We start from the raw sequence: 23,790 nt of genomic DNA, 5'->3' as shown, positions 1-23,790 counted from the left end.
TTCCGCACCGGTTGAGGGCTCGCTACATTGGCCTTTTTTCAACCGGGGAAGAGAATGAAATCGATCGTCACCAACTGGCTTTCGGGCCTTGCCATGGGCGTACTGGCCAGCGCCAGCATCACGGCCCAGGCCGCCACCGACCAGGTAATCCGCGTGGGCGTGACCAGTGGTCCGCATGCGCAGATCTTCGAGCAGGCACGCCGCGTCTTCGAGCGTGACAATCCGGGCTACAAGGTCAAGATCATCGAGTTCAACGACTACATCCAGCCCAATGCGGCGCTGGACGCGGGCGAGCTCGATGCCAACAGCTACCAGCATCGTCCCTTCCTCAATGCGCAGATCAAGGCGCGCGGCTACAAGCTCTATGCCGAGGGCAAGACCATGATCGGGCCCATGGCGATCTATTCGCGCAAGTATCGCAAGCTGGAGGACCTGCCGGTGGGGGCAAAGATCGGCATTCCCAATGACCCGGCCAACGAGAGCCGCGTGCTGCTGCTGTTGCAGAAGCAGGGCATCATCAAGCTGCGCGAGGGCATCGATCCGCTGACCGGCACCAATGCCACGCCCATCGACATCACCGAGAATCCGAAGAAGTGGAAGTTCGTCGAGATCGACGCCGCGCAATTGCCGCGCACGCTCGATGACCTGGATGCCTCGGCCATCAATGCCGACTATGCCTCCAAGGCCGGCTTCAATCCGGCGCGCGACAGCCTGGTCGTGGAAAGCGGCGACAGCCCCTATGCCTGCCTGATCGCCGTGCGCGACAAGGACCGTGCGCAGCCTTGGCTGGGCAAGCTGGTGCAGGCGTATCAGTCGCCGGAGGTGAAGCGGTATATCGAGACGGAGTTCAACGGGGGGATTTTGGCGGCTTGGTGAGTGCGATCGTTATTGCCGGACGTTGATTTGTTTTGATGGCGCGGCAAAAATTTTTGAAACGCATCGACCTCAAGAAAGCGGCCCTTATAGTGAAGTCCCGGCGCATGTCCGCATGCGGCAGGCTCAACGTTCACGAGAGGGAATTCGCTCATGTCATTTTTCCGCAAGTTTTGGCAGGATCTTAAAAACGGTGAAATGCACGCCGGTGCGCTGGCGGCTGAGCTTGGCACGATTGGGTTCGTATTGCTGCTTCTGCTATTGGGCGGTGTCAAAAAACTCATCGAGATTTTCTGGCATTGAGCTCGCCGCACTTTTCTTTTCCACAGGGCTGCACGTCCTCATTCGGTTCACTTCGTTCGAGCAGGTAAAATGCTGGCTCCATTCACCGGAGCCAGCGTCGTCCATGTCGCCGGCCTCGACACGATATCCGAACCGAACATGAGCTACACCCCCAGCCGCCCCATGGGCTATGGCTGTCTGATCCTGAGCATGTCCCTGGTTGGCGCTTACGTCGCGCTGACCAAGCCGCTGGCGGCGCTGCTGCCGGTGTTCCTGCTGGCCTGGCTGCGCTTCGGCATCGGCGCGGTCGCCATGCTGCGCTGGCTGAAGAAGCCAGCCGATGAAAAACCGCTCTCCACGCAGTCGCGCTGGCTGGTCTTCCTCGAATCCTTCCTCGGCAATTTCCTTTTTACGCTGTGCATGATTACCGGCGTGTCGATGACCAATGCGGTCTCGGCGGGCGTGATCATGTCCTCCATTCCGGCGGTGGTGGCGGTGATGAGCTGGGTCTTCCTCAAGGAAAAAATCAGCCTGCGGGTCTGGGGCGCGGTGGCTTGCGGGGCCATCGGCATCGGCTTGCTGTCGTTGGCCAAGGACAGTCATGGCGCGGCCGCTGCCAGCGGCGGGCAGAGCGCCTGGCTGGGCAACGTGCTGGTGTTCTGCGCCGTGCTGTGCGAGGCCGCCTATGCCGTCATCGGCAAGAAGCTGACCACGGTCCTCACGCCCAAGCGCATCAGCGCCGTCATCAACCTGTGGGGCCTGCTGCTGATGACCCCCATGGGCTTGTACACGGCGCTGCAGTTCAATTTCTCCACCGTGCCGGCCAACATCTGGCTGCTGCTGGTCTTCTATGCCCTGGCCGCCAGCGTCTGGACCGTGTGGCTGTGGATGACGGGATTGAAGGTGGTCCCGGCTGCGCGTGCCGGCGTCTTTACCGTGATGCTGCCGGTCTCGGCCGCCGTGGTCGGGGTGCTGGCCCTGGGGGAAAGCCTCTCGGCGCTGCAGGCCGGTGCCTTCGCCGTGGCCCTGGCCGGGATGTTCCTGGCCACGCTGCCGGGCCGCAATACTGCCGACAAGTTACCGCTGAACTGAGCGAGGAAAAAAATGAATCAAGCCAAACGCCCCACCGGCAAACCACATTCCCCGGGCCCCAAGAAGGCCGCTCCCGGCCACGCCAAGCCAGCCGCGAAGGCGGGCCCCGCACGCGATAAGCCCAAGACCCACGTCTCCACCGAAGCCGCCCGCCGTCGCCAGCACCAGGCCCATGCGGCCTCGCAGAGCCTGGATGAAGATGAACTGCGCGTGCAGCAGATGGTGGCGCTGGCCAGTGCCGTGGCCGCCGATGCGCCGGACCGCGCGGGCCGCCGCGTCGGCCAGGATGAACTGGAACGCATGGTGCGCAACACCCTGCGCGAGCGCGATGACGACACCCTCTACGAAGTGCTGGAACAGCTTCGCTACGACGATCCGCGCGGCCATGCTTTCCTGCGTGAAGTGGTGGAAGAGGGCGCCGACATCATCGTGCTGCGCCGGGGCGAGAAGGAACTGGAAATCAATGCCTTCCTGATCCCCTTGCTGGCGCGCACGCGCGGTGGCCTGCGCGAGGAGCAGGCCCTGGCCGATGGCGATGCCTTCGACACCCTGCGCGAGAGCATCCAGAAGGCCGGGCTGGAAAGTCCCAAGGCGCGCGTGGTACTGGTGCATCACCTCTACCATCCGGAAGAGATCAACGCCCTGAGCTTCAGCGAAGTGGAGGCCATGAATCGCGATGCCTTCGCCTCGCTCACCGACAAGAAGATCCTGAGCGTACCGGCCATCGAGCGCAGCATGCGCGGCTGGCCGGCCAGCCATTTCGCGGCCGACGATGAGGCACTGGAACTGCGCTTCCTGCTGGGCTTTTCGCTCAAGGAGGTGACTGATCCCTTCTATGCGATTCCGCAGGAAGAAGCGGCCGCCGATGCTTACTTCGAATCGCGCGCGCAACGCTTCCGTGAGTGGAGCCAAGAGATCACGCCGCTCATGCAGCAATGCCTGACCGGGCAAACCGGCGAGGCTGCGCAGTGCCAGTTGCACTTCCTGTACCAGGATCTGTTCCATGGTGCCAAGCACACCGGCAATGGCGAATACCGCACCCTGCAGATGCTCTCCGAACTGGAGGCCGGGCTGGCGCAGTCCGGTGCGCAGGCGGCCGGGGCGAGCGCCTTCCTCGCGCTGGTGGACGAGGATGACGAGACCACGCTGCAGGTGGTACTGCGCAATGCGCAAACCACGCTGGCGCGCTCTGAACATCTGGTCGAGGGCGATCTGCAGGCGGTGCTGTTCGATGCCGCCGATGCGGTGGCTTCGCTCGGTGTGACGGCCGTGCGCCTGGCTGATGGCTTTGATGAGAACGGACAGCCGTTGCGTGCGCGCGATCTGCCGGCGGCCTGATCAGCGGGCTCAGTCCAGCAGCGCCTGCAGGCTCGTTCCCGCCGGCTGGCATCGGAAAATCAACTCTACCTGCATCGGACGCCAGCCACGGATGAGCTGGCGCAGGTCGGCCTGCATCTGCTGCTTGCCGCAGAAGGCGGTCGCCTTTTCACGGGCGGCCGAGGTCAGGGCCGGAATCGACATGGTGTAGCTCACTCCCGTGGCCGAGACCGTGTAGAGATCGCCGCGCCCGGCGCTGACTTCGCTGAAGTTGGCGCATCCGCCCAGGGCGGCTGCACCGAGACAGGCGGCCAGCAGGCGGCCGTTGTGGCGATGATGATGATGGTGACTGCGCATGAGATCCCCCTTGTACTCGTGACGCGTGCTGTCGGCAATTGCCTTGCGGCATCAACACGACAAGGCAAGCCTACGCGCGGCATGGCTGCCGGTGGGGATGGCTTACCCGCTTTTACCCGGATGACGTGGCTGTAAAAAAATCTTCAATGGCGTTCGAAAAAGAACGCGCCCTGTCAATTTTCGTACAGGCGCGTCAGGACGCCGGACACTTCACCTGAGCGTAAAAAATTTCCTGCCTGCTGGGAGGCTGGGCCGTGCGGCTCCCCGTGCCTGGTATTGGCCTGCGCGAGCGGCTGGCGGCTGGGCTAAAATCATCGACGCCGTCCGGCTTGGGCCGGGCGGCAGACCACGTGTGCCATGCTGCCGATCACAGCGCAGCGGCGCCATCCGCCAAATCAGGGAGAACCGAGAATGACCAACCGTCGCAGTTTCATCACCGGCGTGGCCGGCCTTGCCGCCGCCACTGCCATCCCCAACGTCTTCGCCCAGGCCGCCGCTGCGACCGGCTCCACGGAACCGACCCTGGCCCGCGTGCAGCGGACCAAGACCCTGCGCATCGGTGCCGTGCGCGGTGCCGCACCGTACTACAACAAGGACCTGGCCAGCGGCGAGTGGGGCGGTTTCATGATCGATTTCGCCAAGAGCCTGGCGGCCAGCCTGAACGTGAAGCTGGACATCACCGAGACCACCTGGGGCAATTCGGTGCTGGACCTGCAGACGCACAAGATCGACCTGTTCTTCGGCATGAACCCGACCCCGGCGCGCCGCGAAGTGATCGGCTTCACCGAGCCGCTGTTCCTGAACGCCTTCACGGTGGTCTCCAAGAAGGAGTTCAAGACCTGGGCCGACCTGAACAAGCCGGAAGTCAAAATCGCCGTGGACATCGGTTCTTCGCATGACCAGATGATCAGCCGCGTCTGTCCCAACGCCACCATCGTGCGCCTGGAAAAAGCAGATGACGCCACCCTGGCGCTGCAGACCGGCCGCGTCGATGCGCAGGTGCTGGTGTGGCTGCTGGCCCTGAACATCCTCAAGAAGAATCCTGCGCTGGGCAAGATGACTGTCCCGCAGCCGCTGGAAGCGACCTCCACCAACATCGGCGTGCCCAAGGAAGAGGACAAGGCCTGGGTCGAGACCATCAACAAGTGGATCGCCGCCGAGCGCGCCGCCGGCAAGATCAAGCCGACCGTGCTGGGCAATCTGCAGAAGCTCTCCGGGGTGAAGCCGGAGGATGTGCCGGCGCAGATTCCGCTCTGATGGCGGGCGGCCTGATCGGCCGCGCTGCAGGCAAAGAAAACCCGCGCTGAAATGCCAGTGCGGGGTTTTTTTGGCGGGCCGGATGGCGCTTGCGCGCAGGGCTTCAGTTGTTGAGCAAACGCATGCCGGCGGTTCGGGCGGCGTTGCGATCAAAGGTCATGGTATCGCTGCAACCTGCCTGGTGGCCGCTGCGTTCGATCAGGCAATCCGCAAATCCTGCTGTTGATTCAGCAAAGCGGTGAAGCGCCTGCAATGCACTTTCGGAATTTTCGACGACAATTTCAGGGGCCAGCAGTAGCCTCCCGATGATGCGCACCAATTGAGGCTTGCGCACCTTGTAGGCAGCATGCAGCACCCACACCAATTCTGCCAGAGCGATCTGGGACAGGAAGCCCGGATGCTGCTCGCTCAGTGATTCGATCGGTGCCGTCGCTTGTGCTGATTGCAGCGGATGGTCCTGGGCGAAGTAGCGTGCCAGCACATTGGTGTCCAAGCCGATCATTGCGGTGCTCCGCCTTGCCGGGCAATGGCGTGCGCCATTTCCTGCAGAGACACGGGACGTTGCAGCGGCCGCACGCAGCCCTTGAGTGCCCGGATCGACCCTGAAGGGATGCCAGGAGTGGCTTGCGACCGGGGCTGGGGCGCGATGGCGTTCTTGTTTTTTGCATGAGCCTTGAGCACGTGGGGAGCGATGGTAGCGGCAGGCATGGTGAACCTCCAGTCAGGGGGAAAGGGGAGAACCGCGAACTTGCCTGATGCCCTGCCTGAAGTCGAGGTCATGGCGATTTCTCCTTGGCAGGTCTCGATTTTTTGCGGAGCATCTTTCATGGCAGGGCGGATCGCCTCTGATGAATTTGACTCATTTGATTCGCTTGAACTCGCTGGCCTGGAGCATCACTTCCAGCAGGGTCTCCAGCTTGATCATGCGCTCGGTGAGATTTTCGATCCGTATCTGTTGCTGACGCAGGGCTTCGCTCTGGCGGGTCACCTTGTCTTCCAGCTTGATGACACTCGCCAGGGCGCTCCAGATACGGCCGGTAATGCCGAACATCAGGCGCTCCTGGCGCGGGCCGATGCCTCCAGCGCCACCAGGCGAGCATTGCTGGCCTCGATGAAGGCCAGCGACGCATCGACGCTGGCTCCGGCCCGTTCGGCGGCTTCCTCCGCCAGAATCGCCAGTGCGTCCAGCTCCTCTTCCCATTGCGCAGCCTCATAAGCCAGGGCACCGAGACACATCAGCTCCGAGATCTGCATCCCCAGCTTGCGCGCCTTGGCAGCGATGATCTTCTCTTCTTGCGCGGTGGCTTCGACCACGATGGTTGCGACGGCAGCAGTACGCATGATGAACCTCCAGACAGGGATGGGGAGAACCGCGAACTTGCCTGATGCCCTGCCTGAAGTCGAGGTCATGGCGATTTTTCCTTGGCAGGTCTCGATTTTTTGCGGAGCGTCTCCCGCACGCTGGTAGCGTCTTCCTGTAAGTCGGCCCATGAAGCAAAGAAAAAAATGGCGCACAGAGAAATCTGCGCGCCATCTTTCCGTCCTGGTGAAAACCTGGTGTCAGCCCGGTTTCAATGCCAACTCCATCACCCTCGTTCAGGCATTGAAGCGGGCCAGGAACGCCTGCGTTGCCGCCTCCTGCGGATTGTCGATCACCTGTGACGGCGGTCCGGCTTCCACCACCACGCCATCGCGCATGAACACCACCTGGTCCGCCACTTCGCGGGCGAAGGCGATCTCGTGCGTGACCAGGATCATGGTCATGCCATCGGCGGCCAGGCCGCGGATCACGTTGAGCACTTCGCCGACCAGCTCCGGGTCCAGCGCCGAGGTCGCTTCATCGAACAGCATCACGTCCGGCTGCATGGCCAGCGCGCGGGCGATGGCGATGCGCTGCTTCTGGCCACCGGAGAGCTTTTGCGGATACATGTCGGCACGGTCCGACAGGCCCACCTTCTGCAACAGCGCCATGGCCTTGGCGCGCGCTTCGGCCTTGGGCGTGCGCAGCACGGTGACCATGCCTTCCATGACGTTTTCCACCGCCGTCATGTGCGGGAACAGGTTGAAATGCTGGAACACCATGCCGGTGCGCGCCCGGAAGGCGGCCAGCTCGCGGTCCTTGGGCAGGCGCGACTTGCGGCCGTTGAATTCGAAGTGGCGCTCGCCGATGCGTACCGTGCCCAGGTCCGGCACGGTCAGCAGGTTCAGGCAACGCAGCAGCGTGGACTTGCCCGAGCCCGAGGGGCCGATCATGGCCACCACGCTGCCTTTGGGGACGGCGATGGAAATGTCCTTGAGCACCACGTGCTCGCCAAAGGCCTTCTTGAGATTGCTGATCTGGATCATCGCGTGCGCATGTTGATTGTTCATCGTCTTCTCCTCAACCGTGCTGGACCGACAGGCGGTTTTCCAGGCGCTTGGCCCAGATGGTGGCCGGCAGCAGGATCACGAAGTAGATGATCGCGACCAAGGTGTAGATTTCCAGCGGACGATAGGTTTCGTGCGCGATGATCTGGCCCTGGTACAGCAGGTCGGGCACGGCCAGCACCGACAGCAGCGAGGTGTTCTTCAGCTGCATGATGGACTGGTTCACCAGCGGCGGCGTCATGCGCTTGAAGGCCTGCGGCAGGATCACGCGCTTCATCAGCTGCAAACGCGTCATGCCCAGCGCCCAGCCCGCTTCGGACTGGCCCACATCGATGGAGACGATGCCGCCGCGAATGATCTCGGAATAGAACGCGCCGCCATACAGCGCCAGCGACAGCATGGCCGCCGTGCCCGCCGACATCTCGATGCCCAGCAGCACCGGCAGCGCATAGTAGAACCACACCAGCTGCACCAGTACCGGCGTGCAGCGGAATACTTCGACGAAGGCGCGCAGCGGTCCGGAGATGAAGGGGTTCGACGACAGCCGGCCCAGGCCCACTACCAGACCGACCAGCAGGCCCAGCGCAATACAGGCCACGGTGTAGGAGAGGGTATAGACGAAGCCGATTCCGATGATGCTCCTGAATTGCCAGAGCGAGCCGAAGTCCCATTGATACATCTGCGATTTTCCTTGGTTGCCAATTGCATGAGCCCGGGGAGGGCAGGGTGTGCAGCGCATGCACGAACCATGCCCTGTCGCTCCGGGACACTTGCGGGCCGGGTACCGAGAGGAGGGAGGACGTGGGAAGAACTGCCCGCGCATGGATTGCAAGTCACCGCAATCGATGCTGCGGCGTGCCGCGAACCCGGCCATTGTAAAGGAGAACGCCTGGAGCACGAACTGAACAAAACGTCTCCATCATGCGCCGGGAACCCCCGTAGATGCGGGCTTTGGCTAAAATGACGCTATTGCGCAAGTGAAGTGTTGTGCCAAATTCCCGGTGACCGGGAACGTGCTGTTTCATCTTCTGGATCATGAACCCGTCCCCTTTTTCTTCTCTTCCTGCTGCCAGTTCGCCCCATTCTTTACGGGTCATCCTCATCACCGGTGCCGCGCGCGGCATCGGTGCGGCGGTGGCCACCACCGTGGCGGCACCCGACCTCGCCCTGGTCCTGCATGCCCGCAGCGAATCGCCGGAGCTGCAGGCGGTGGCGCAGCAATGCCGCGCGCAAGGCGCGCAATGCACGCTGGCGCTGGGCGACCTGGCCGATGCGCAGACGGCAGCGCAGTTGCGTGACACTGCGCTGGCGCACTACGGCAGGCTCGATGCGCTGGTGGCCAATGCCGGCTTTGCCGATCGCAAGCGCATCGGCGAACTGGAGGATGCGGACTGGTCGCGCTCGCTCGATGCGCTCCTGGGCGGCTTCTTCCGTTTGATCACCGCTTGCCGCGAGCCGCTGCAAGCCAGCGGGCAGGGCCGCGTAGTGGCGGTGAGCTCCTTCGTGGCGCACGTATTCCGCCTGGGGGAATCGGGCTTCCCGGCATCGGCGGCGGCCAAGGCGGGCATCGAGGCCCTGGTGAAATCGCTGGCGGTGCAGGTGGCCGCGGCCGGGGTGACGGTCAACGCGGTCGCGCCCGGCTACGTTCAGAAAAGCGACCCGGCCAAGTCGGCCATCGACCCGGCCGCCTGGCAGGCGGCGCTGGCGAGGATACCGCTGCAGCGCCTGGGACAGCCGCAGGAGATCGCCAACGTGATCGCCTTCCTCCTGAGCCCGGCTGCCTCCTACGTCACCGGACAGGTGTGGCACGTGGATGGCGGGCTCACCCTGTAATGCGCAAACGATTTAAATCATTTATATCATTTATATTTTTCGGAAGTTGAACTGAGACCATGCGCATCATCGTGCTGGGCGCCGGCATCGTCGGCGTCACCACTGCTTATTTCCTCCGCGAACGCGGCCATGAGGTGGTCGTGGTGGAACGCCGCGCCGAAGTCGCCGCCGAGACCAGCGTGGGCAATGCCGGCCACGTCTGCCCCTCGTATGCCACGCCGTGGGCGGCTCCCGGCATGCCGGCCAAGTCGCTGAAGTGGTCGGTGCAGAGCTGGCTGGGGATCGAGGCCGCCTTGCGTTTCACGCCGCGCCTGGATGCGCATCAGTGGAAGTGGCTCAAGACCTTCCTGGCGCAATGCACGCCCGAGCGCTATGCCCTCAACAAGGCGCGCATGGGGCGCCTGGCGCGCTACAGCCACGGCCAGTTGAAGCAGATCCGCGAACGTCTGGACATCCGCTACGAACAGACCACCGGCGGCAACCTGCAATTGTTCCGCACCCAGGAAGGGGTGGACAACGCCGGGCTGTCGACCAAGGTATTGGCCGAAGCCGGGGTGCCCTACGAGCTGCTGGATGCCGATGGCTGCGTGGCTTTCGATCCGGGCTTGCATGCGGCCCGTCACGAATTGAAGGGCGGCCTGCTGTTGCCGATGGATGAGACCGGCAACTGCCCGCTGTTTGCGCGCGCCCTGGCCGCCTGGCTGCAGGCGCATGGAGTGGAGTTTCACTTGTCCACAGAGGTGCAAGCCATCGAGGTGGCCGGTGGCCAGGTCAGCGGCCTGCGCACGCCCACCGGTACCTTGCGCGGCGATGCCTATGTGGTCGCCTGCGCCAGTGCCTCGGTGCCGATGCTGAAACCCCTGGGACTGGACCTGCCGATCTACCCGGTCAAGGGCTATGCCATCACCGTGCCGGTGGCTGACGCCAAGAGCGCGCCGCGCAGCGGCGTCATGGACGAGTACTACAAGGTTGCCATCACCCGCATGGGCAATCACATCCGTGCGGCAGGCACCGCCGAGATCGGCAGCTGGGATACGCGTGTGACCCCGCGCGATTGCGCCACTGCGCTGAAGTCGCTGAAGAATCTTTATCCACAGGGCGCCGACCTGGCCAAGGTCGAGTACTGGGCCGGACTGCGCCCCATGACACCGGATGGCGCACCGCTCATCGGTGCCACCCGCTATGGCAACCTGTGGCTCAACGCCGGCCATGGCTCCAATGGCTGGACCACGGCCTGCGGCTCCTCGGCCATCATCGCCGACAAGATCTCGGGCGTGGTCAGCGCCATCGAGAGTGCCGACCTGGAACCGCAGCGGTCGTTCTGAGCGGCGCGTTCCTGATCAGCGCTCAAACAGCGCATCCACGTTGGCGCCGTTGCTGAAGCTGCTCACGGCCCAGCCGGTGGGGGCCTTGTAGAAGATGAACATCCAGGGGATGGCTTGGCGTTCGGTCTTTTCGATATAGGTCAGCTTGAGCAGCGATTCGCCCACTTTTTCGGAGCGGATGAATTCATAGCCCACCGAATTGCCGACCAGCGCCTCGATGGCCGTGCGCGCGCTGCGTGCATTGGTGCGGGCACTCTCGAAGGCGCGGATGTCCACCAGCGCATAGGGCGAGAGCAGGCCGTAGGCATCATCGGTGCGGCCGGCACCGGCCTGGGCCATGACCTTGTCAGCCAGGGCGCGCACTTCTGTTTCGGATTTGAGGGTGTCGGCCTGGGCGGCTTGCAGCAGGCCGGTGAAGGCGAGGGAGGCCAGCAGGGAACGAATGATGAGTGAGGGCATGGAAGTCTCCTTGTAAGGCCGCACATGAAACGGCACAGGGAGCTATTGTGCCAGCACTGTGCCGGTCGCCGCCGAGCCCGGTATTTGCGCTACGTACGTGGCTGTTAAGCTTGTACGGGGTCAGCGTAAATCAAGGTAAAACGGTTCTGAAGCTGCAATATGCGCCGCTATGATGGGCAGCCTGCAATCCCGGCCACCTGCGCCATGCAGGGATCATGAAAGCCAAGGGATTGCGCTCGGGGAGAGCATCATGCGCACCATCATCATCGCCACCTTGCTGGCTTCATCGCTGTCGGGCTGCATCGTCACCTCCGGCAATGCCTTGGTCGACGCCGTGGGCCTGGTCGGTTCCACCGCCTCCAGCGTGCGCGCGATGACGCCCAATTCGGTCCAGAATCCCATCGTCTACAGCAAGGATCCGATCCACGAAGTCTGCATCGAGTGGAATGGCTCGGTGGCGCTGAGCGATTTCGTGCCCGGCCTGCAGGGCGAGCTGCAGAAACACGGGGTGCAAAGCCGCGTCTACGATGCCGGTACCCAGTCGCTGGCCTGCCCGGTGACGCTGAGCTATGTGGGCTACGTCAAATGGGATACCAAAGTCTTTACCGACGCCTATACCCCCTATCTCACCTATGCCGCATTGACCCTGCGCCGCGAAGGCCGCGTGCTGGGCACGGCGCAGTACCGGCTCGGTTCCTTCGGCCAGGACAAGTGGGCCAGCGCAGGCGACAAGCTGGCGCCCTTGGTCGATGCGCTCTTCCCCGGCAACCCGCAGGTGGCGGACAACTCCCCGGACAACATGCGCAGTGCGGTCAACGGATTCTGAAGATGGCAGGCAGCGCTGCAGTCCGGCGCTGTTGATGACGCAATGAAAAACGGCAAGCTGCGCGCTTGCCGTTGTCGTTTCCAGGCGGCCAGTGATGGCACCCGCAGCGCGAGCGCCATCACCCGATCACCCGATCACAAGATCACCAGATGGTCAGCAGGCGCCGGAAGAAATTGCCATCGCTGCTGGCATCGGCAATGGAGCCGCCACCGACCTGTTCGAGCCGCGCATCGGCCACGTTGGAGGAGGCCACGATGCCGCCGCGGATATCGCGTGTGCGCACCACGCCCGAGAAGCGCAGCGTGTTGGTGTTGCCGTTGACGCCGATGCGCTTTTCGCCGGCCACCACCAGGTTGCGGTTGGGCAGCACTTCGACGATGGAGACCATCAGCGTGCCGCTCATGGTGTTGGTATTGCTGCTGTCGCCGGAGCCCTTGAAGGTATTGCTGCCGCTGGCCGAATAATTGGCGTCATACAGTTGCGTGAACAGTCCGCCCAGCGGCGCGCCCGAGCCCGGTCCCTTTTGCGAGAGCGTGGTGTCGCGGCTGTTGTTGGTGGCGGCCTTGTTGCTGCTGCTGATGGATTCGGAGATGTCGATCTTGATGATGTCACCCACGTTGTAGGTGGTCGGTTCCTCAAACAGCTGGGCGCTGGAGACGCGGAAGATGGCACCATTGTTTTCCACGTTGGCCACCTGGTAGGCCGGCCGCACGCTGGTGGGTCCGGTGACCATCGGCGCCGGACTGCTGCAGGCCGAAAGCGATGCGGCCAGTGCGCAGGCACCGGCAAGGCGATACTGGAATCTCATGCTGCTCCCCCGATGGCGGCCAGGCTGGATGCCGGGCGGCGCGTGCAGGGATGATGGCGGCGGCCGGCGTAAGCCGCGGTTAGGCCCATGTAAAGAGCGGCAAACTATCATCAATGACCGTTAAGTCTTGCCCCTGGCAGCATTAAGCGCAGATGAATGCTCCATCGAACCAGCATTAAATACGGATGAATCCGCATGCGCGCGCTTGCCTGGTCGCCGCCGCCGTGGATGGCACGCCACAGCCGCGTTGTTGTGATCGCTTTGACTCGGGCTTGACGCTGGTTTGCCGTCAATGCGTCAGCGTTTTTCCGTGCATAATGGCGCCACCCCCAACTCAGCGGTCCCGCACGGCGTGACCGCCCTCCATCATGGCAACAGACAAGAACCCGGTCGAGACCAGCACCGAGACTGCCGCCCCCAGCGTGCATGAGCAGCTGGTATCGGCCCGCATCCGCCAGCGCATCAAGGCGGCCGGCGTGCGTTTCCACGCCAACGACAATATCGCCGCCTTCATCAAGGAAGGCGAACTGGCGCAATTGCAGGCCGAAGTGCAGTCCAAGCTGGCGGCGGTGCTGGAGAGCCTGGTGATCGATGTCGAGAGCGACCACAACACCCAGGACACCGCCAAGCGCGTGGCCAAGATGTACCTGAACGAAGTCTTCAAGGGCCGCTACCAGGCTGCCCCTCCGGTGACCGAATTCCCCAACATCGAGCGCCTGAATGAGCTCATGATCGTGGGCCCGATCACGGTGCGCAGCGCCTGCTCGCACCACCTGTGCCCGATCATGGGCAAGGTCTGGGTGGGCGTGATGCCCAATGAACATTCCAACCTGATCGGGCTGTCCAAGTACGCGCGCCTGCTGGAGTGGATCATGAGCCGCCCGCAGATCCAGGAAGAAGCCGTCTCCCAGGCCGCCGACCTGCTGATGCAGAAGCTGCAGCCCGATGGCCTGGCCATCGTCATGGAGGCCGATCACTTCTGCATGCACTGGCGCGGCGTCAAGGATGTGGAGTCGAAGATGATCAACAGCGTCATGCGCGGCTCCTTCCTGCGTGACGCCAACCTGCGCCGTGAATTCCTGGCGCTGATTTCCCAACGTCAACGAGGTTAATCATGCTGGTTCGTCTGATCTATGCAAGCCGCTCGCGCGAGACCATTACCCACGACATCATCGAAGGCATCCTCGCGGCATCGCGCCAGCGCAATCCGCAGCAGGGCATCACGGGCGTACTGTGCTACAGCGACACGACCTTCGTGCAGGTGCTCGAGGGCGGGCGCGATCAGGTCAACCGCCTGTATGGCCGATTGCTGCGTGATGATCGCCACCATGACGTGATCCTGTTGGCGTATGAGTCGATCGACGAGCGCCAGTATTCCTCCTGGACCATGGGCAAGATCCGCCTGGACAAGATCAACCGCTCGCTGTTGCTGAAGTATTCGGTCACGGGTGAACTCAATCCCTATGAGGTCTCCTGCTGTTCCACCGTGGCGCTGTTGAATGAGCTGGCCTCGACGGCGGCCTTCGCGCAGCGTGACTGATCCTGCAGGATCGGATCAGCAAGAGGTAAAAACGGCGCCCCGGGGCGCCGTTTTTGTTTGTCCTGCGGCAGGCTGTGCTTACTGCAGATCGATGCCGGGCACGTTGCGAATGCCCCATTTGGCCGGATCGGCATAGGCCACGATCTTGTCGCTGCCACGGGCCAGGTCGATGATCTCCGGCTTGAGCGGCATGCGGCTGGTGGTCGAGTAGAACAGTTTGATGCGCGGGGTGAGCAGGTGCTCGGGGCGCTGGTCTACCACGATGCCCAGGCGGCCTGATTGCAGGATCACGCAGGAGCCGGTCGGATAGATGCCGATGGCCTTGACGAAGGCCTCCATCGTGATCGGGTCGAAGTGCCCGGCGCTGGCGGCCATGTGACGGATCGAGCGGGCCGGATCCCAGCCGGCCTTGTAGGGACGGTTGGAGGTGATGGCGTCGTAGACGTCGCACACCGCACCCATCTTGGCCATGATGGAAATGCTGTCGGCCTTCAGGTTGAAGGGATAGCCGCTGCCGTCGATCTTTTCGTGATGGTGCAGCGAGACATCCAGCGCCGCTTCACCGATGCCCTCGATCTGCTGGAGGATGCCGTGGCCCTGCACGGTGTGCGAGCGCACCGAGGCAAATTCCTCTTCGGTCAGCTTGGCGGGTTTGTTGAGGATGTCCAGCGGCACGGCCATCTTGCCCACATCGTGCAGCAGCCCGGCCATGCCGGCCTGCTTGATCTGTTCCTGCGTCATGCCCAGCTGGTTGGCCAGCGAGATCATCATGGCGCACACCGCCACCGAATGCATGTAGGTGTAGTCATCGGTGGTCTTCAGGCGCGCCAGGCTGATCAAGGCATCGGCATTGCGCGAGACCGAGGAGGTGATCTCGGTCACCAGCTCGGCCGCATCCTTGACGTCGACCGTCTTGCCCATGCGCGCTTCGGCGAACATGTGGAGCACGGTGGACTTGGAAGAGGAAATGATGCGCGCGGCGCGTTCGCGTTCTACCGCACTCTCGGTGCGGGTGGCCGGCTTGCGCACGGCCACCGTGGCGCTGGCGCCTTGGTGGGCGATGGCGATCTCGGCGGGCGGGGCGGCTTCATCCTCCCCGGCCTCGTCGGTCTCATCGGCCTCATCTTCGATCTCGTGTTCGGGAGCGATGTCACGGCCCTTGGCGGTGTCGATGGTGACTTCCTCGACCGGACACTCGCGCAGGGTCTGCAGGTCTTCCAGCGTCTCAATCTTGAAGGATTTGCGCCAGAAAGGATGTTTGATCCATCCGCCGGGGATGGAGTGCACGTACATGCCCAAACGTAATTGGGTCAAGGCGATGGATTTCAACATATCGAATTCAGGTCTGTGCCTGTCGCTGGTTCCTGTACTGAAAGCGGTTCGATTTCCCTGATGAAATGGACGCCTGTTTTCTGGAGGGAGGATGCCCGGTGATGGTCTGTGAACATCCTCTGACTGCCGAGCTATCGTAACAGAATGGCATCAAATTTACTCGGCTTGTCGTCATCTTGCCGTGGAATTTTACCTGCGTCCGCGCGGAAGTTTATGTGCGGAAAATGTTTGATCTGAAGACTGTTGGAAAACTGATGTAATACCGAGACAGGCAGCCACCGCCTGAGAATGCGGGCGACGGTGGCTGTGAGGAATGGTGAGAAAAACTTATTTTTTCAGCGGCGGGGCATAAGGGTTGCTGGTGAGCAAACGCAGGAAGCTGGCGATGCAGGCCACGCCGGCAAATGCCGCACCGAAACCCAGCGCATAGCGCGAGCCCTGGGTCTCCGAGAGGTTGAAGCACAGCGCCACCAGGGATGCCCCCACGCTCTGGCCCAGCAGGCGCGCGGTGGCCACGATGCCCGAAGCGCCGCCGCTGCGATGCGGCGGCGCGCTGGTCAGGAGCGCCTTCAGGTTGGGGGACTGGAAGAAACCGAACCCCATGCCGCAGAGCAGCATGCGCCAGCTGATCTCCCAGACGGTAGGTGCCGCCGGCATGAAGGTCATCGACAAGAGGCCCGCACACAGGAGCGCCAGGCCGACGCCGCCCAGGATGCCGACCGGATAGCGGTCCGACAGCCGCCCGGCGATCGGCGCCATGATGGCTACGGCCACCGGCCAGGGCGTCATGAGCAGGCCGATCTCGACCTGGCTGCGGCCCAGGTCATGGTGGAAGAAGAAGGGCAGCGAGACGAAGGCCAGGCCCTGCGCCGCGAAGGAACACACCGCCGTGATGGTCGAGAGCGTGAACATGGGATGGCGGAACAAGTCCACCGGCAGCATCGGTGCCGGGTGTGACAGTTCGCGCTTGAGCAGGAACAGTCCACAGAGCAGGGCTGCGGCCAGTTCCAGCCCGACCACCTTGGCTTGGGCCTGGTGCGCGCCTTCGCCGATGGCCAGGATCAGCAGGCCGAAGGCGGCGGCGTTGAGCACGGCACTGCGCAGGTCGAAGGCGTGTGAGGACAGCGCGGTGTGCGGCAGCGAGGGCAACGCCAGGATCACGGCGGCCACGCCCAGCGGCACGTTGACCGCGAACAGCCATGGCCAGGGCGCGATGGCGAGGATGCCGGAGGCCACCGACGGCCCGACCGTGAAGGCGATGGCCACGATGAGCGTATTCAAGCCTACGCCACGCCCCAGCGAGCGGGTGGGATAGATGAAACGGATCAGCGCGGTGTTCACGCTCATGATGCCGGCCCCGCCCAGTCCCTGCAGGAAGCGCGCCACCACCAGCGTGGGCAGCGACCAGGCCACTGCGCACAGCAGCGAGGCCGCAGTAAAGAGCACCAATCCCCAGATATAGATGCGGCGGTAGCCGATGATTTCACCGAGCGCGGCCAGCGGCAGCAGCGCCACCATCATCGCCAGCTGATAGGCGGTGACGATCCATACCGACGCGGCCGGGGTGGTGTTGAGGTCCAATGCCATGGCAGGCAGGGCGGTGTTGGCGATGGCAGTGTCGAGGGTGGCCAGGCCTACTGCGATGCCCAGCGCCATGATGGCGCGCCCGCGCTGCTCGGGCGGCAGGCCCTCCCCGGCGATGACGATGTGGTGGGCGGGATCGGAAGTGCCGGGGGCGGAAGGCTGCGATGACATGGGGTCGTAGTGTTCTGGCGTGGCAAGCGTGCTGGCGCGAGGCAGGCAAGGCCGCCGGTGGCGCCGCCGCCGCTGGTTGTCGTGGTTGTCTGGGAGGTCCTGGACTACGCGCGGCCCCTCGGGGCAGCGCCGGTCAATGATAGCGGGGAACGTGCGACTGCGCAGGAGGCGGCCATGTAAAGGGCGGCTGCGCTATGATGGCGGTTTGCGCCAGCGCGGCTGGCACCTTTGATCACGGAGTGGCAAGCATGTCCAAACAGCAGTTCGCGCAGCGCCTGTGCGCATGGATCGATCAGCATTTCGAGGAAGAGGTCGGGGTCCTGCAGCAGTTGATCCGCATCCCCACCGATACCCCGCCCGGCAACAACGCCCCGCACGCCGATGCAGTGGCCGAGCTGGTGCAGTCCTGGGGCTGGCAGGCCGAGAAGCACGCCGTGCCCGCCGATCAGGTGCGCGACTACGGCATGCAGAGCATCACCAACCTGATCGTGCGCCGTCCCTATGGCGACGGCGGGCCGACCCTGGCGCTCAACGCCCATGGCGACGTGGTGCCCCCGGGCGAAGGCTGGACCCATGATCCGTATGGCGGCGAAGTGGCCGATGGCCGCATCTATGGCCGTGCTGCTGCGGTCTCCAAGAGTGACTTTGCCAGCTACATCTTCGCCACCCGCGCGCTGGAGTCCCTGGGCGCCGCACTGCGTGGCGCCGTCGAGCTGCACTTTACCTATGACGAGGAATTCGGCGGCGTGCTCGGCCCGGGCTGGCTGCTGGAACAGAAGCTGACCCGTCCGGATTACGTGCTGGCCGCCGGCTTCAGCTACAACGTGGTCACGGCCCACAATGCCTGCCTGCAGTTCGAGGTGACCGTGCATGGCCGCGCTACCCACGGCTCCATGCCCGAGACCGGCCATGATGCCTTGCAGGCGGCCACTGCCATTCTCAATGCGATCTATGGCGCGCTGCCGGGATTGAAGGACATCCGCTCCTCCATCCCGGGCATCAGCCATCCGACCATGATCGTCGGCCGCATCGACGGCGGCACCAATACCAACGTGGTGCCGGGCAAGGTGGTGCTGAAGATGGACCGCCGCATGATTCCCGAGGAAGATCCGGCGCAGGTCGAAGCCGGCGTGCGCAAGCTGATCGAAGACGCCGTGGCTGGCCTGCCGGGCATCCGCGTGGAGATCCGCCGCCTGCTGCTGGCGCGCGCGCTGCGCCCGCTGCCGGGGCACGAAAAGCTGGTGGACAGCCTGCTGCGCAACGCCGAAGAGGTCATGGGCGAGACCCTGACCACCAATGGATCGGCGCTCTATACCGATGCCCGCCTGTATGGCGAGGCCGGCATTCCCGTGGTGTTGTTCGGGGCCGGTCCGCGCACGCTCATGGAATCCAATGCCAAGCAGGCCGATGAGAACCTGGCGCTGGATGACCTCAAGAAGGCCACCAAGGTCGTCGCGCTGATGCTGCTGGATTTCCTCGGTCCGCAAAACTGAGGTCGCCGCGAAACGGGCGCAGCGGCGAAAGTCTTCGCCGGCTGCGCCTGCAGGATTGCCATGCGGAAATGCGGCTGCATCGCAGGCCGCGCCACAAATGATTACAATGTGTGCCCGCGACAGCGTGGCCGACGTTTCCTGTCGGCATGTTCCGGGCCGGAGGGCTGTGCTGCCCTCCTGATAACCAAGCAAGCCTTGTGGGACCGAGATCAATCGCATGTTCAACGCCATCGAGCACACTCATCCGCCCCAGTCGCCGGCCGGCCACAAGCCCGGCTATCTTGGCCTGTCGTTCCGGCAACTGCTGCTGGCCGCCTTCCTGCTCATCGCCGCCCTCCTGAGCGGCACCTCCATTCACGCCCTGTTCACGCTGGACCGCATGTCGGCCAACAGCCGCGAGACTGCGCGCCAGGCCGTGCAGCTGACCGAATCTGCACAGCGCCTGGCCGAGCGCACCGTGGCCATGGAGCGCAGTGCGCGCCAGTACCTGGTGCTGGATGACCGCGCCTTCCATGACCGCTTCACGGAGGCGCGCGAGCAGGCGCGCCAGGCCCTGGGCGAATTGTCGGATTCGCTGCCCATGGCACCGCGCGAGCTCTTCAGCCAGTGGGGAGTGTATGTGGATGAAGCCGCCGGGGTGCTGGAGGGCGAGGCGCGCAAGGACAAGGGCGAGCAGGCCCGGCTGTTCCAGGACTTCGCGCGCCTGCCTGCGCTCAATGAACGCATTGCGCTGGAGAGCCGGCGCGAGGTGGATCGCCGCAACAATGCGTTGTCGGCGGCACTGGAGCAGCAACGCCAGCTGCTCACCGCCCAGGTGGTGGGCGCCATCGTGCTGGCGGTCTTGCTGGCCTTCTGCTTCGGACTCTGGCTGTCGCGTCCGATGGCACGGCTGGAGCAGGCCATCGGCCGTCTGGGTGACAATCGCTTCGACCAGCCCATCGACGTGCGCGGCCCGGCCGACATCCGCCGCCTGGGCCAGCAGCTGGACTGGCTGCGCCAGCGCCTGGCCGACCTGGAGGCGGAGAAGTCGCGCTTCCTGCGCCACGTGTCGCATGAATTGAAGACGCCGCTGGCGGCGCTGTGCGAGGGCGCGGCCTTGCTCGATGACGGCGTGGCCGGGCAACTGACCGAGAACCAGCGCGAGATTGCCCGCATCCTGCGGCAAAATACCCAGTCGCTGCAGACCCAGATCGAGGATCTGTTGCGCTATAACGAAGTGTCCTTCGATGCCCAGCGCATCCATCCGGTACCGGTGGATCTGCGCGCGCTGCTGCACAAGGTGGTCGACGACCAGCGCCTGCAATGGCTGGCGCGCGAGCTGAAGGTGGAGATCGAAGGCGTGGCCCGCACCGTGGTGGTCGATCCCGAGAAGATGGCCATCGTGCTGGCCAACCTGTTGTCCAATGCCGTGCGCTTCAGCCCCCAAGGCGGTTTCATCCGTTTCCTGCTGACCGAGGCGCCGGGCATGGTGCGCGTGGAATGCCTGGACCAGGGACCGGGTGTGGCGCCGACCGATGCCGCCCGTATCTTTGAACCCTTCTACCAGGGCTTGCACCAGCCCTCCGGTGCCCGCCGTGGCAATGGTATCGGCCTGTCCGTGGTGCGCGAGTACGTGCAGGCGCACAGCGGCAAGGTCTATCTGGTCCCGCGTGAGGGCGGGGCGCATTTCCGAATCGAGTTGCCTGATGAAAAATAAGATCCTGATCCTGGTTGGCTCCCTCGTGCTGGCCGCGTGCGTGGGCCCGCAGCCGTCCGCACCGACCTCCACCATCCAGATGATCCAGTCCACCAGCAATATCGATGAGCTGCTGGCCTATAACATCCAGTTGCGCAAGATGACGGCCGCCGAACTGGGCCGCGAACTGCAGCGGATCAATACCTATCCGGCCGGTCCGGCCACCAGCGTGCGCCGTGCCATGGCGCTGTCCTTGACGCGCGACGCCATCGATCTGGCCAAGGCCGAAGCCCAGCTATGGAACGTCATGGCCGATCGCAGCGTCGAAGCGGAGAAGCTCAAGCCTCTGGCGCAGTTGCTGGTTGGACATTATTCCGACCTGCGCCGCGTGGCCGACGGTGCCGAGAAGTCTTCGGTGCAACTGAAGGAAGCGCAGCGCAAGGTCGATCAGCTCAACGACAAGCTGGAAGCGCTCAAGAACATCGAACGGACCCTGCCGGCTGGCGGCAAGTAATCTGACTCCCCGAAGACCCGGGGATGCCGCCATCCCGTCGGGGCCGTTCCCTTTACTGGAACTGGAGTCCCGATGGGAAAGACTGCCCCCCTGATGCTGGTCGACGATGATCCCGACCTGCTGCGTTTGCTCACGCTGCGTCTCAATGCCAGCGGCTACCGCATCCAGGCCGTTGAAAGCGCCGAGGCCGCCCTGGCCCAGCTGGCCATTGCGCTGCCGGCGCTGGTGATCACCGACGTGCGCCTGCCCGGCATGGATGGGCTGGCGCTGTTTGCCGAGATCCGCAGCCGCTATCCGGCCTTGCCGGTGATCCTGCTTACCGCCCATGGCACCATTCCTGATGCGGTCGAGGCCACCACCCAGGGTGCCTTCGCCTATCTGACCAAGCCGTTTGACGGGCATGTGCTGCTCGACAAGGTGGCCCAGGCGCTGAGCCTGTCCGCTCCCGCCCAGGAGGCCCCGGACGAAGCCTGGCGCGCCGACATCATCAGCCGCAGCCAGCGCGTCGATGAATTGCTGGCCGAGGCGCGGCTGGTGGCGGCCTCCGACGCCAGCATCCTTATCCGGGGCGACAGCGGCACCGGCAAGGAATTGCTGGCCCGCGCCATCCATCGCGCCAGTCCCCGAGCCGACAAGCCCTTCATTGCCGTCAATTGCGGTGCCATCCCGGAGCAGTTGCTGGAGTCGGAACTGTTCGGCCACGTGAAAGGCGCATTTACCGGCGCTGTAGAGCATCGTGAAGGTTTGTTCCAGGCGGCCGAAGGCGGCACCCTGTTTCTCGATGAGATCGGCGATATGCCGCTGGCCTTGCAGGTCAAGCTGTTGCGGGTACTGCAGGAAAAGAGCGTGCGCCAGGTCGGCGCCAACCAGGCTGCCGAAGTGGACGTGCGGGTGATCTCGGCCACGCACCGCGACCTGGAGGCCGCCATGAACGAAGGCCATTTCCGGGCCGACCTGTATTACCGCCTCAATGTGGTCACCCTCAGCCTGCCGCCGCTGGAAGAGCGGCGCGAGGATATTGCCTTGCTGGCCAATCATTTCCTGAAGTCCATCGCCGCCAAGTATCCCAAACGGCTGACCGGGTTTGCGCCCGATGCGCTGGAAGTGTTGAGCCTGGCCCATTGGCCGGGCAATGTGCGCCAGCTCTATAACGTGGTGGAGCAGGTGTGCGCGTTGTCGACCGCGCCGCTGATCCCGGCTTCGCTGGTCCAGCGCGCCCTGCGCGTGCCGACGCTGGATCTGCTGCGCTATGCCGAGGCCAAGCAGAAGTTCGAGCGGGATTACCTGGTGCGCCTGCTGAAGTTGACCGATGGCAACGTGTCGGACGCCGCGCGGCTGGCCGACCGCAACCGCACCGAGTTCTACCGGCTGCTGCAGAAGAATGGCCTGGACCCGCGCCGATTCAGGGGAGGGGAAGAGCCTGTCGTCCTGGAACGACAGGACGGAGTCGTTTGAAATCAAGGACTTGCGTGCAGGTTCTTGGCCCGATGTCGGGCAAGGCCGACGGAAATGGCGGGTTTGTTTGCTCATCCATGGCATGCCAGCTTCGTCTGCACACAGTAAGTCATTGATTTCATTGAGAATAGGCAGAGGTGGCACATCCTTTGCGATAGGGGATGTCAGCGTTGCCTATATAGATGAAGCTTTGGGCAGCATTACGATCACCTCATTGAACAAGGAGAACGTCATGAACACTTCTTCCCTCGCTGCACGATTGCTGGCCGCCGCCATTGCGATGGGCGCCGCCGCCCCGGCCGTTCACGCCGCTGATTCCGGCAGTACCAGTGCGCCATCTGCCCAGAAGGCCGGCGCCTATATAGATGACTCGGTCATTACCGCCAAGGTGAAGGCTGCGCTGGTGGAGGACAAGCAAATCTCTTCCATGAAGATCAAGGTCAGTACCAAGGATGGCGTGGTGACACTGAAGGGTTCTGTTCCCAGTGCCGAGCTGGGCCAGCATGCCTTGCAGCTGGTGGCTGGCATCGAGGGGGTGCGGGACGTGAAGAGCGACCTGACAGTCAAGGCAGGTTGAGCAGCACCGTTGGATTGAAAGAATATTCGCTAATTATTTGAATCATTTGGCGCAGTAAAAGAGAAACCGGGCCGTCCCGCCAGGGATGGCCCGGTTTCTTTTTGTTGTTGGCGACGCCTGCCAATGCCGCTGTACGTCAAGCTGCACAAGGGTTTGCGGCGAATAGCCGGAAGCTCGAAAGATATCCTTCTAAATTATTTTCGATTATTTTTCAAAAAGTACTTGCGCGGTGGGTAGGGCGTTGCTATAGTTCGCCCCCTGCTGACGCGACACACGAAGCGAAGTTGAAAAACAGAGCGACGAAGGTCGGCGAAGCAAAGAGGTGTGAAGCAGGTTGTAAGGCGTTTTAAATGGAAGTAGTCAAAGCGGAAGTTAAGCGAGACGAAAAAATTTAAAACGAATCGCAAAAAAGTAGTTGACGCGATAAACAAACTGCTACATAATCTCGTTTCTCTGCTGCTGACGAACAAAACGATTCGCAGCGATGCAAACAGCGCCAAGCGCGTTTGCGGCAGACAAGATCTTTAAAAATTAACAGCCGATAAGCGTGGGCGTTTAATGAAGTGCGACAGAACTTCGGTTCTGGAAACTTTAAATATTAAATGCTCACAAGAAATATAGGTAAGTTCGCAAGAAATTACCTGTCAGTATTT

The 23,790-nt window shown here is 63.2% G+C and carries 27 protein-coding genes; 15 read left to right on the top strand and 12 right to left on the bottom strand.

The annotated features are described in order from the left end of the window. Positions 1 to 54: 54 nt before the first annotated feature. The 4 genes from ACLRDN_RS24810 (at position 55) to ACLRDN_RS24795 (ending at position 3,585) form a co-directional block, all read left to right on the top strand. Positions 55 to 876 carry a MetQ/NlpA family ABC transporter substrate-binding protein gene (locus ACLRDN_RS24810; protein WP_413458436.1) on the top strand — a complete coding sequence of 274 codons (822 nt, stop codon included), beginning with the start codon at positions 55 to 57 and terminating at the stop codon, positions 874 to 876. A 150-nt stretch (positions 877 to 1,026) separates the two neighbouring features. Continuing rightward, positions 1,027 to 1,176, top strand: a complete 150-nt coding sequence (locus ACLRDN_RS24805) for a hypothetical protein (RefSeq protein ID WP_413458435.1) — start codon at positions 1,027 to 1,029, stop codon at positions 1,174 to 1,176. 138 nt (positions 1,177 to 1,314) lie between these two features. Next, positions 1,315 to 2,247, top strand: coding sequence for a DMT family transporter (locus ACLRDN_RS24800; RefSeq protein ID WP_209535018.1), 933 nt, complete (start codon positions 1,315 to 1,317; stop codon positions 2,245 to 2,247). Between the two features lie 12 nt (positions 2,248 to 2,259). Continuing rightward, positions 2,260 to 3,585, top strand: coding sequence for a DUF2863 family protein (locus ACLRDN_RS24795; protein ID WP_413458434.1), 1,326 nt, complete (start codon positions 2,260 to 2,262; stop codon positions 3,583 to 3,585). A 9-nt stretch (positions 3,586 to 3,594) separates the two neighbouring features. On the opposite strand, the gene ACLRDN_RS24790 is transcribed toward ACLRDN_RS24795, so the two are convergent. Then, on the bottom strand, positions 3,595 to 3,921 hold the full coding sequence (locus ACLRDN_RS24790; RefSeq protein ID WP_209585218.1) for a hypothetical protein: 327 nt from the start codon (positions 3,919 to 3,921) through the stop codon (positions 3,595 to 3,597). 411 nt (positions 3,922 to 4,332) lie between these two features. Between ACLRDN_RS24790 and ACLRDN_RS24785 the strand changes: the two genes are divergently transcribed. Then, a complete protein-coding gene (locus ACLRDN_RS24785; protein WP_413458433.1) occupies positions 4,333 to 5,178 on the top strand; it encodes a transporter substrate-binding domain-containing protein in 846 nt (281 codons plus the stop codon). Between the two features lie 103 nt (positions 5,179 to 5,281). On the opposite strand, the gene ACLRDN_RS24780 is transcribed toward ACLRDN_RS24785, so the two are convergent. The 7 genes from ACLRDN_RS24780 to ACLRDN_RS24750 all read right to left on the bottom strand — a co-directional run bounded on the left by ACLRDN_RS24780 (position 5,282) and on the right by ACLRDN_RS24750 (position 8,582). Further along, the gene (locus tag ACLRDN_RS24780) at positions 5,282 to 5,680 is read right to left on the bottom strand and encodes a PIN domain-containing protein (protein WP_413458432.1); all 399 of its coding nucleotides are present in this window, start codon (positions 5,678 to 5,680) and stop codon (positions 5,282 to 5,284) included. After that, entirely contained in the window at positions 5,677 to 6,006 is a 330-nt protein-coding gene (locus ACLRDN_RS24775; RefSeq protein ID WP_413458431.1) for a hypothetical protein, read from the bottom strand. Before ACLRDN_RS24775 ends, ACLRDN_RS24780 begins: the two co-directional genes overlap by 4 nt. A 31-nt stretch (positions 6,007 to 6,037) precedes the next feature. Beyond that, entirely contained in the window at positions 6,038 to 6,229 is a 192-nt protein-coding gene (locus ACLRDN_RS24770; RefSeq protein WP_413458430.1) for a hypothetical protein, read from the bottom strand. After that, positions 6,229 to 6,519: a hypothetical protein gene (locus ACLRDN_RS24765; protein WP_413458429.1), complete on the bottom strand. Its 291-nt coding sequence runs from the start codon at positions 6,517 to 6,519 to the stop codon at positions 6,229 to 6,231. The genes ACLRDN_RS24770 and ACLRDN_RS24765 overlap by 1 nt, the downstream gene beginning before the upstream one ends. Before the next feature lie 255 nt (positions 6,520 to 6,774). Then, positions 6,775 to 7,548 (bottom strand): amino acid ABC transporter ATP-binding protein, encoded by a 774-nt coding sequence (locus ACLRDN_RS24760; RefSeq protein ID WP_413458428.1) that lies wholly within the window; start codon positions 7,546 to 7,548, stop codon positions 6,775 to 6,777. 10 nt (positions 7,549 to 7,558) lie between these two features. Continuing rightward, complete coding sequence (locus ACLRDN_RS24755) at positions 7,559 to 8,224, bottom strand: amino acid ABC transporter permease (RefSeq protein ID WP_413458427.1); 666 nt, start codon at positions 8,222 to 8,224, stop codon at positions 7,559 to 7,561. Positions 8,225 to 8,378: 154 nt separating this feature from the next. Further along, positions 8,379 to 8,582, bottom strand: coding sequence for a hypothetical protein (locus tag ACLRDN_RS24750; protein ID WP_413458426.1), 204 nt, complete (start codon positions 8,580 to 8,582; stop codon positions 8,379 to 8,381). Here ACLRDN_RS24750 and ACLRDN_RS24745 point away from each other — a divergent pair. Both ACLRDN_RS24745 and ACLRDN_RS24740 read left to right on the top strand, forming a co-directional pair. Then, on the top strand, positions 8,581 to 9,378 hold the full coding sequence (locus ACLRDN_RS24745; protein ID WP_413458425.1) for an SDR family NAD(P)-dependent oxidoreductase: 798 nt from the start codon (positions 8,581 to 8,583) through the stop codon (positions 9,376 to 9,378). The two genes, ACLRDN_RS24750 and ACLRDN_RS24745, sit on opposite strands and share 2 nt — an antisense overlap. A 59-nt stretch (positions 9,379 to 9,437) precedes the next feature. Next, entirely contained in the window at positions 9,438 to 10,703 is a 1,266-nt protein-coding gene (locus ACLRDN_RS24740) for a D-amino acid dehydrogenase (RefSeq protein ID WP_413458424.1), read from the top strand. Positions 10,704 to 10,718: 15 nt separating this feature from the next. Here the strand turns inward: ACLRDN_RS24740 and ACLRDN_RS24735 are convergent, their stop codons facing one another. Further along, positions 10,719 to 11,162 (bottom strand): hypothetical protein, encoded by a 444-nt coding sequence (locus ACLRDN_RS24735; protein WP_413458423.1) that lies wholly within the window; start codon positions 11,160 to 11,162, stop codon positions 10,719 to 10,721. A 250-nt stretch (positions 11,163 to 11,412) separates the two neighbouring features. Between ACLRDN_RS24735 and ACLRDN_RS24730 the strand changes: the two genes are divergently transcribed. After that, positions 11,413 to 11,988, top strand: coding sequence for a cell division protein FtsI (locus ACLRDN_RS24730; RefSeq protein ID WP_145607373.1), 576 nt, complete (start codon positions 11,413 to 11,415; stop codon positions 11,986 to 11,988). 142 nt (positions 11,989 to 12,130) lie between these two features. Here the strand turns inward: ACLRDN_RS24730 and ACLRDN_RS24725 are convergent, their stop codons facing one another. Then, on the bottom strand, positions 12,131 to 12,796 hold the full coding sequence (locus ACLRDN_RS24725) for a flagellar basal body L-ring protein FlgH (protein ID WP_413458422.1): 666 nt from the start codon (positions 12,794 to 12,796) through the stop codon (positions 12,131 to 12,133). A 368-nt stretch (positions 12,797 to 13,164) separates the two neighbouring features. Between ACLRDN_RS24725 and folE the strand changes: the two genes are divergently transcribed. Beyond that, the gene (folE, locus tag ACLRDN_RS24720) at positions 13,165 to 13,908 is read left to right on the top strand and encodes a GTP cyclohydrolase I (protein ID WP_413458421.1); all 744 of its coding nucleotides are present in this window, start codon (positions 13,165 to 13,167) and stop codon (positions 13,906 to 13,908) included. Between the two features lie 2 nt (positions 13,909 to 13,910). Then, entirely contained in the window at positions 13,911 to 14,336 is a 426-nt protein-coding gene (locus ACLRDN_RS24715) for a BLUF domain-containing protein (protein ID WP_413458420.1), read from the top strand. Between the two features lie 78 nt (positions 14,337 to 14,414). On the opposite strand, the gene ACLRDN_RS24710 is transcribed toward ACLRDN_RS24715, so the two are convergent. Both ACLRDN_RS24710 and ACLRDN_RS24705 read right to left on the bottom strand, forming a co-directional pair. Further along, positions 14,415 to 15,668, bottom strand: a complete 1,254-nt coding sequence (locus tag ACLRDN_RS24710) for an HD-GYP domain-containing protein (protein WP_413458419.1) — start codon at positions 15,666 to 15,668, stop codon at positions 14,415 to 14,417. A gap of 327 nt (positions 15,669 to 15,995) precedes the next feature. Next, positions 15,996 to 17,423: an MFS transporter gene (locus ACLRDN_RS24705; RefSeq protein WP_413458418.1), complete on the bottom strand. Its 1,428-nt coding sequence runs from the start codon at positions 17,421 to 17,423 to the stop codon at positions 15,996 to 15,998. 248 nt (positions 17,424 to 17,671) lie between these two features. On the opposite strand from ACLRDN_RS24705, the gene ACLRDN_RS24700 reads away from it, so the two are divergent. The 5 genes from ACLRDN_RS24700 to ACLRDN_RS24680 all read left to right on the top strand — a co-directional run bounded on the left by ACLRDN_RS24700 (position 17,672) and on the right by ACLRDN_RS24680 (position 23,137). Next, positions 17,672 to 18,916: an ArgE/DapE family deacylase gene (locus ACLRDN_RS24700; protein WP_413458417.1), complete on the top strand. Its 1,245-nt coding sequence runs from the start codon at positions 17,672 to 17,674 to the stop codon at positions 18,914 to 18,916. A 217-nt stretch (positions 18,917 to 19,133) separates the two neighbouring features. Further along, positions 19,134 to 20,612 (top strand): ATP-binding protein, encoded by a 1,479-nt coding sequence (locus ACLRDN_RS24695; protein WP_413458416.1) that lies wholly within the window; start codon positions 19,134 to 19,136, stop codon positions 20,610 to 20,612. Further along, positions 20,602 to 21,105: a hypothetical protein gene (locus ACLRDN_RS24690; RefSeq protein WP_413458415.1), complete on the top strand. Its 504-nt coding sequence runs from the start codon at positions 20,602 to 20,604 to the stop codon at positions 21,103 to 21,105. Before ACLRDN_RS24695 ends, ACLRDN_RS24690 begins: the two co-directional genes overlap by 11 nt. A gap of 72 nt (positions 21,106 to 21,177) precedes the next feature. Next, on the top strand, positions 21,178 to 22,560 hold the full coding sequence (locus ACLRDN_RS24685) for a sigma 54-interacting transcriptional regulator (protein ID WP_413458414.1): 1,383 nt from the start codon (positions 21,178 to 21,180) through the stop codon (positions 22,558 to 22,560). Positions 22,561 to 22,792: 232 nt separating this feature from the next. After that, on the top strand, positions 22,793 to 23,137 hold the full coding sequence (locus ACLRDN_RS24680; protein WP_413458413.1) for a BON domain-containing protein: 345 nt from the start codon (positions 22,793 to 22,795) through the stop codon (positions 23,135 to 23,137). Positions 23,138 to 23,790: the final 653 nt, after the last annotated feature.

Origin of the sequence: Herbaspirillum huttiense, from assembly GCF_047300815.1 — a bacterium.
Taxonomy (GTDB): domain Bacteria; phylum Pseudomonadota; class Gammaproteobacteria; order Burkholderiales; family Burkholderiaceae_D; genus Herbaspirillum; species Herbaspirillum huttiense_A.
This window is presented reverse-complemented; position numbering and strand designations above follow the sequence as displayed.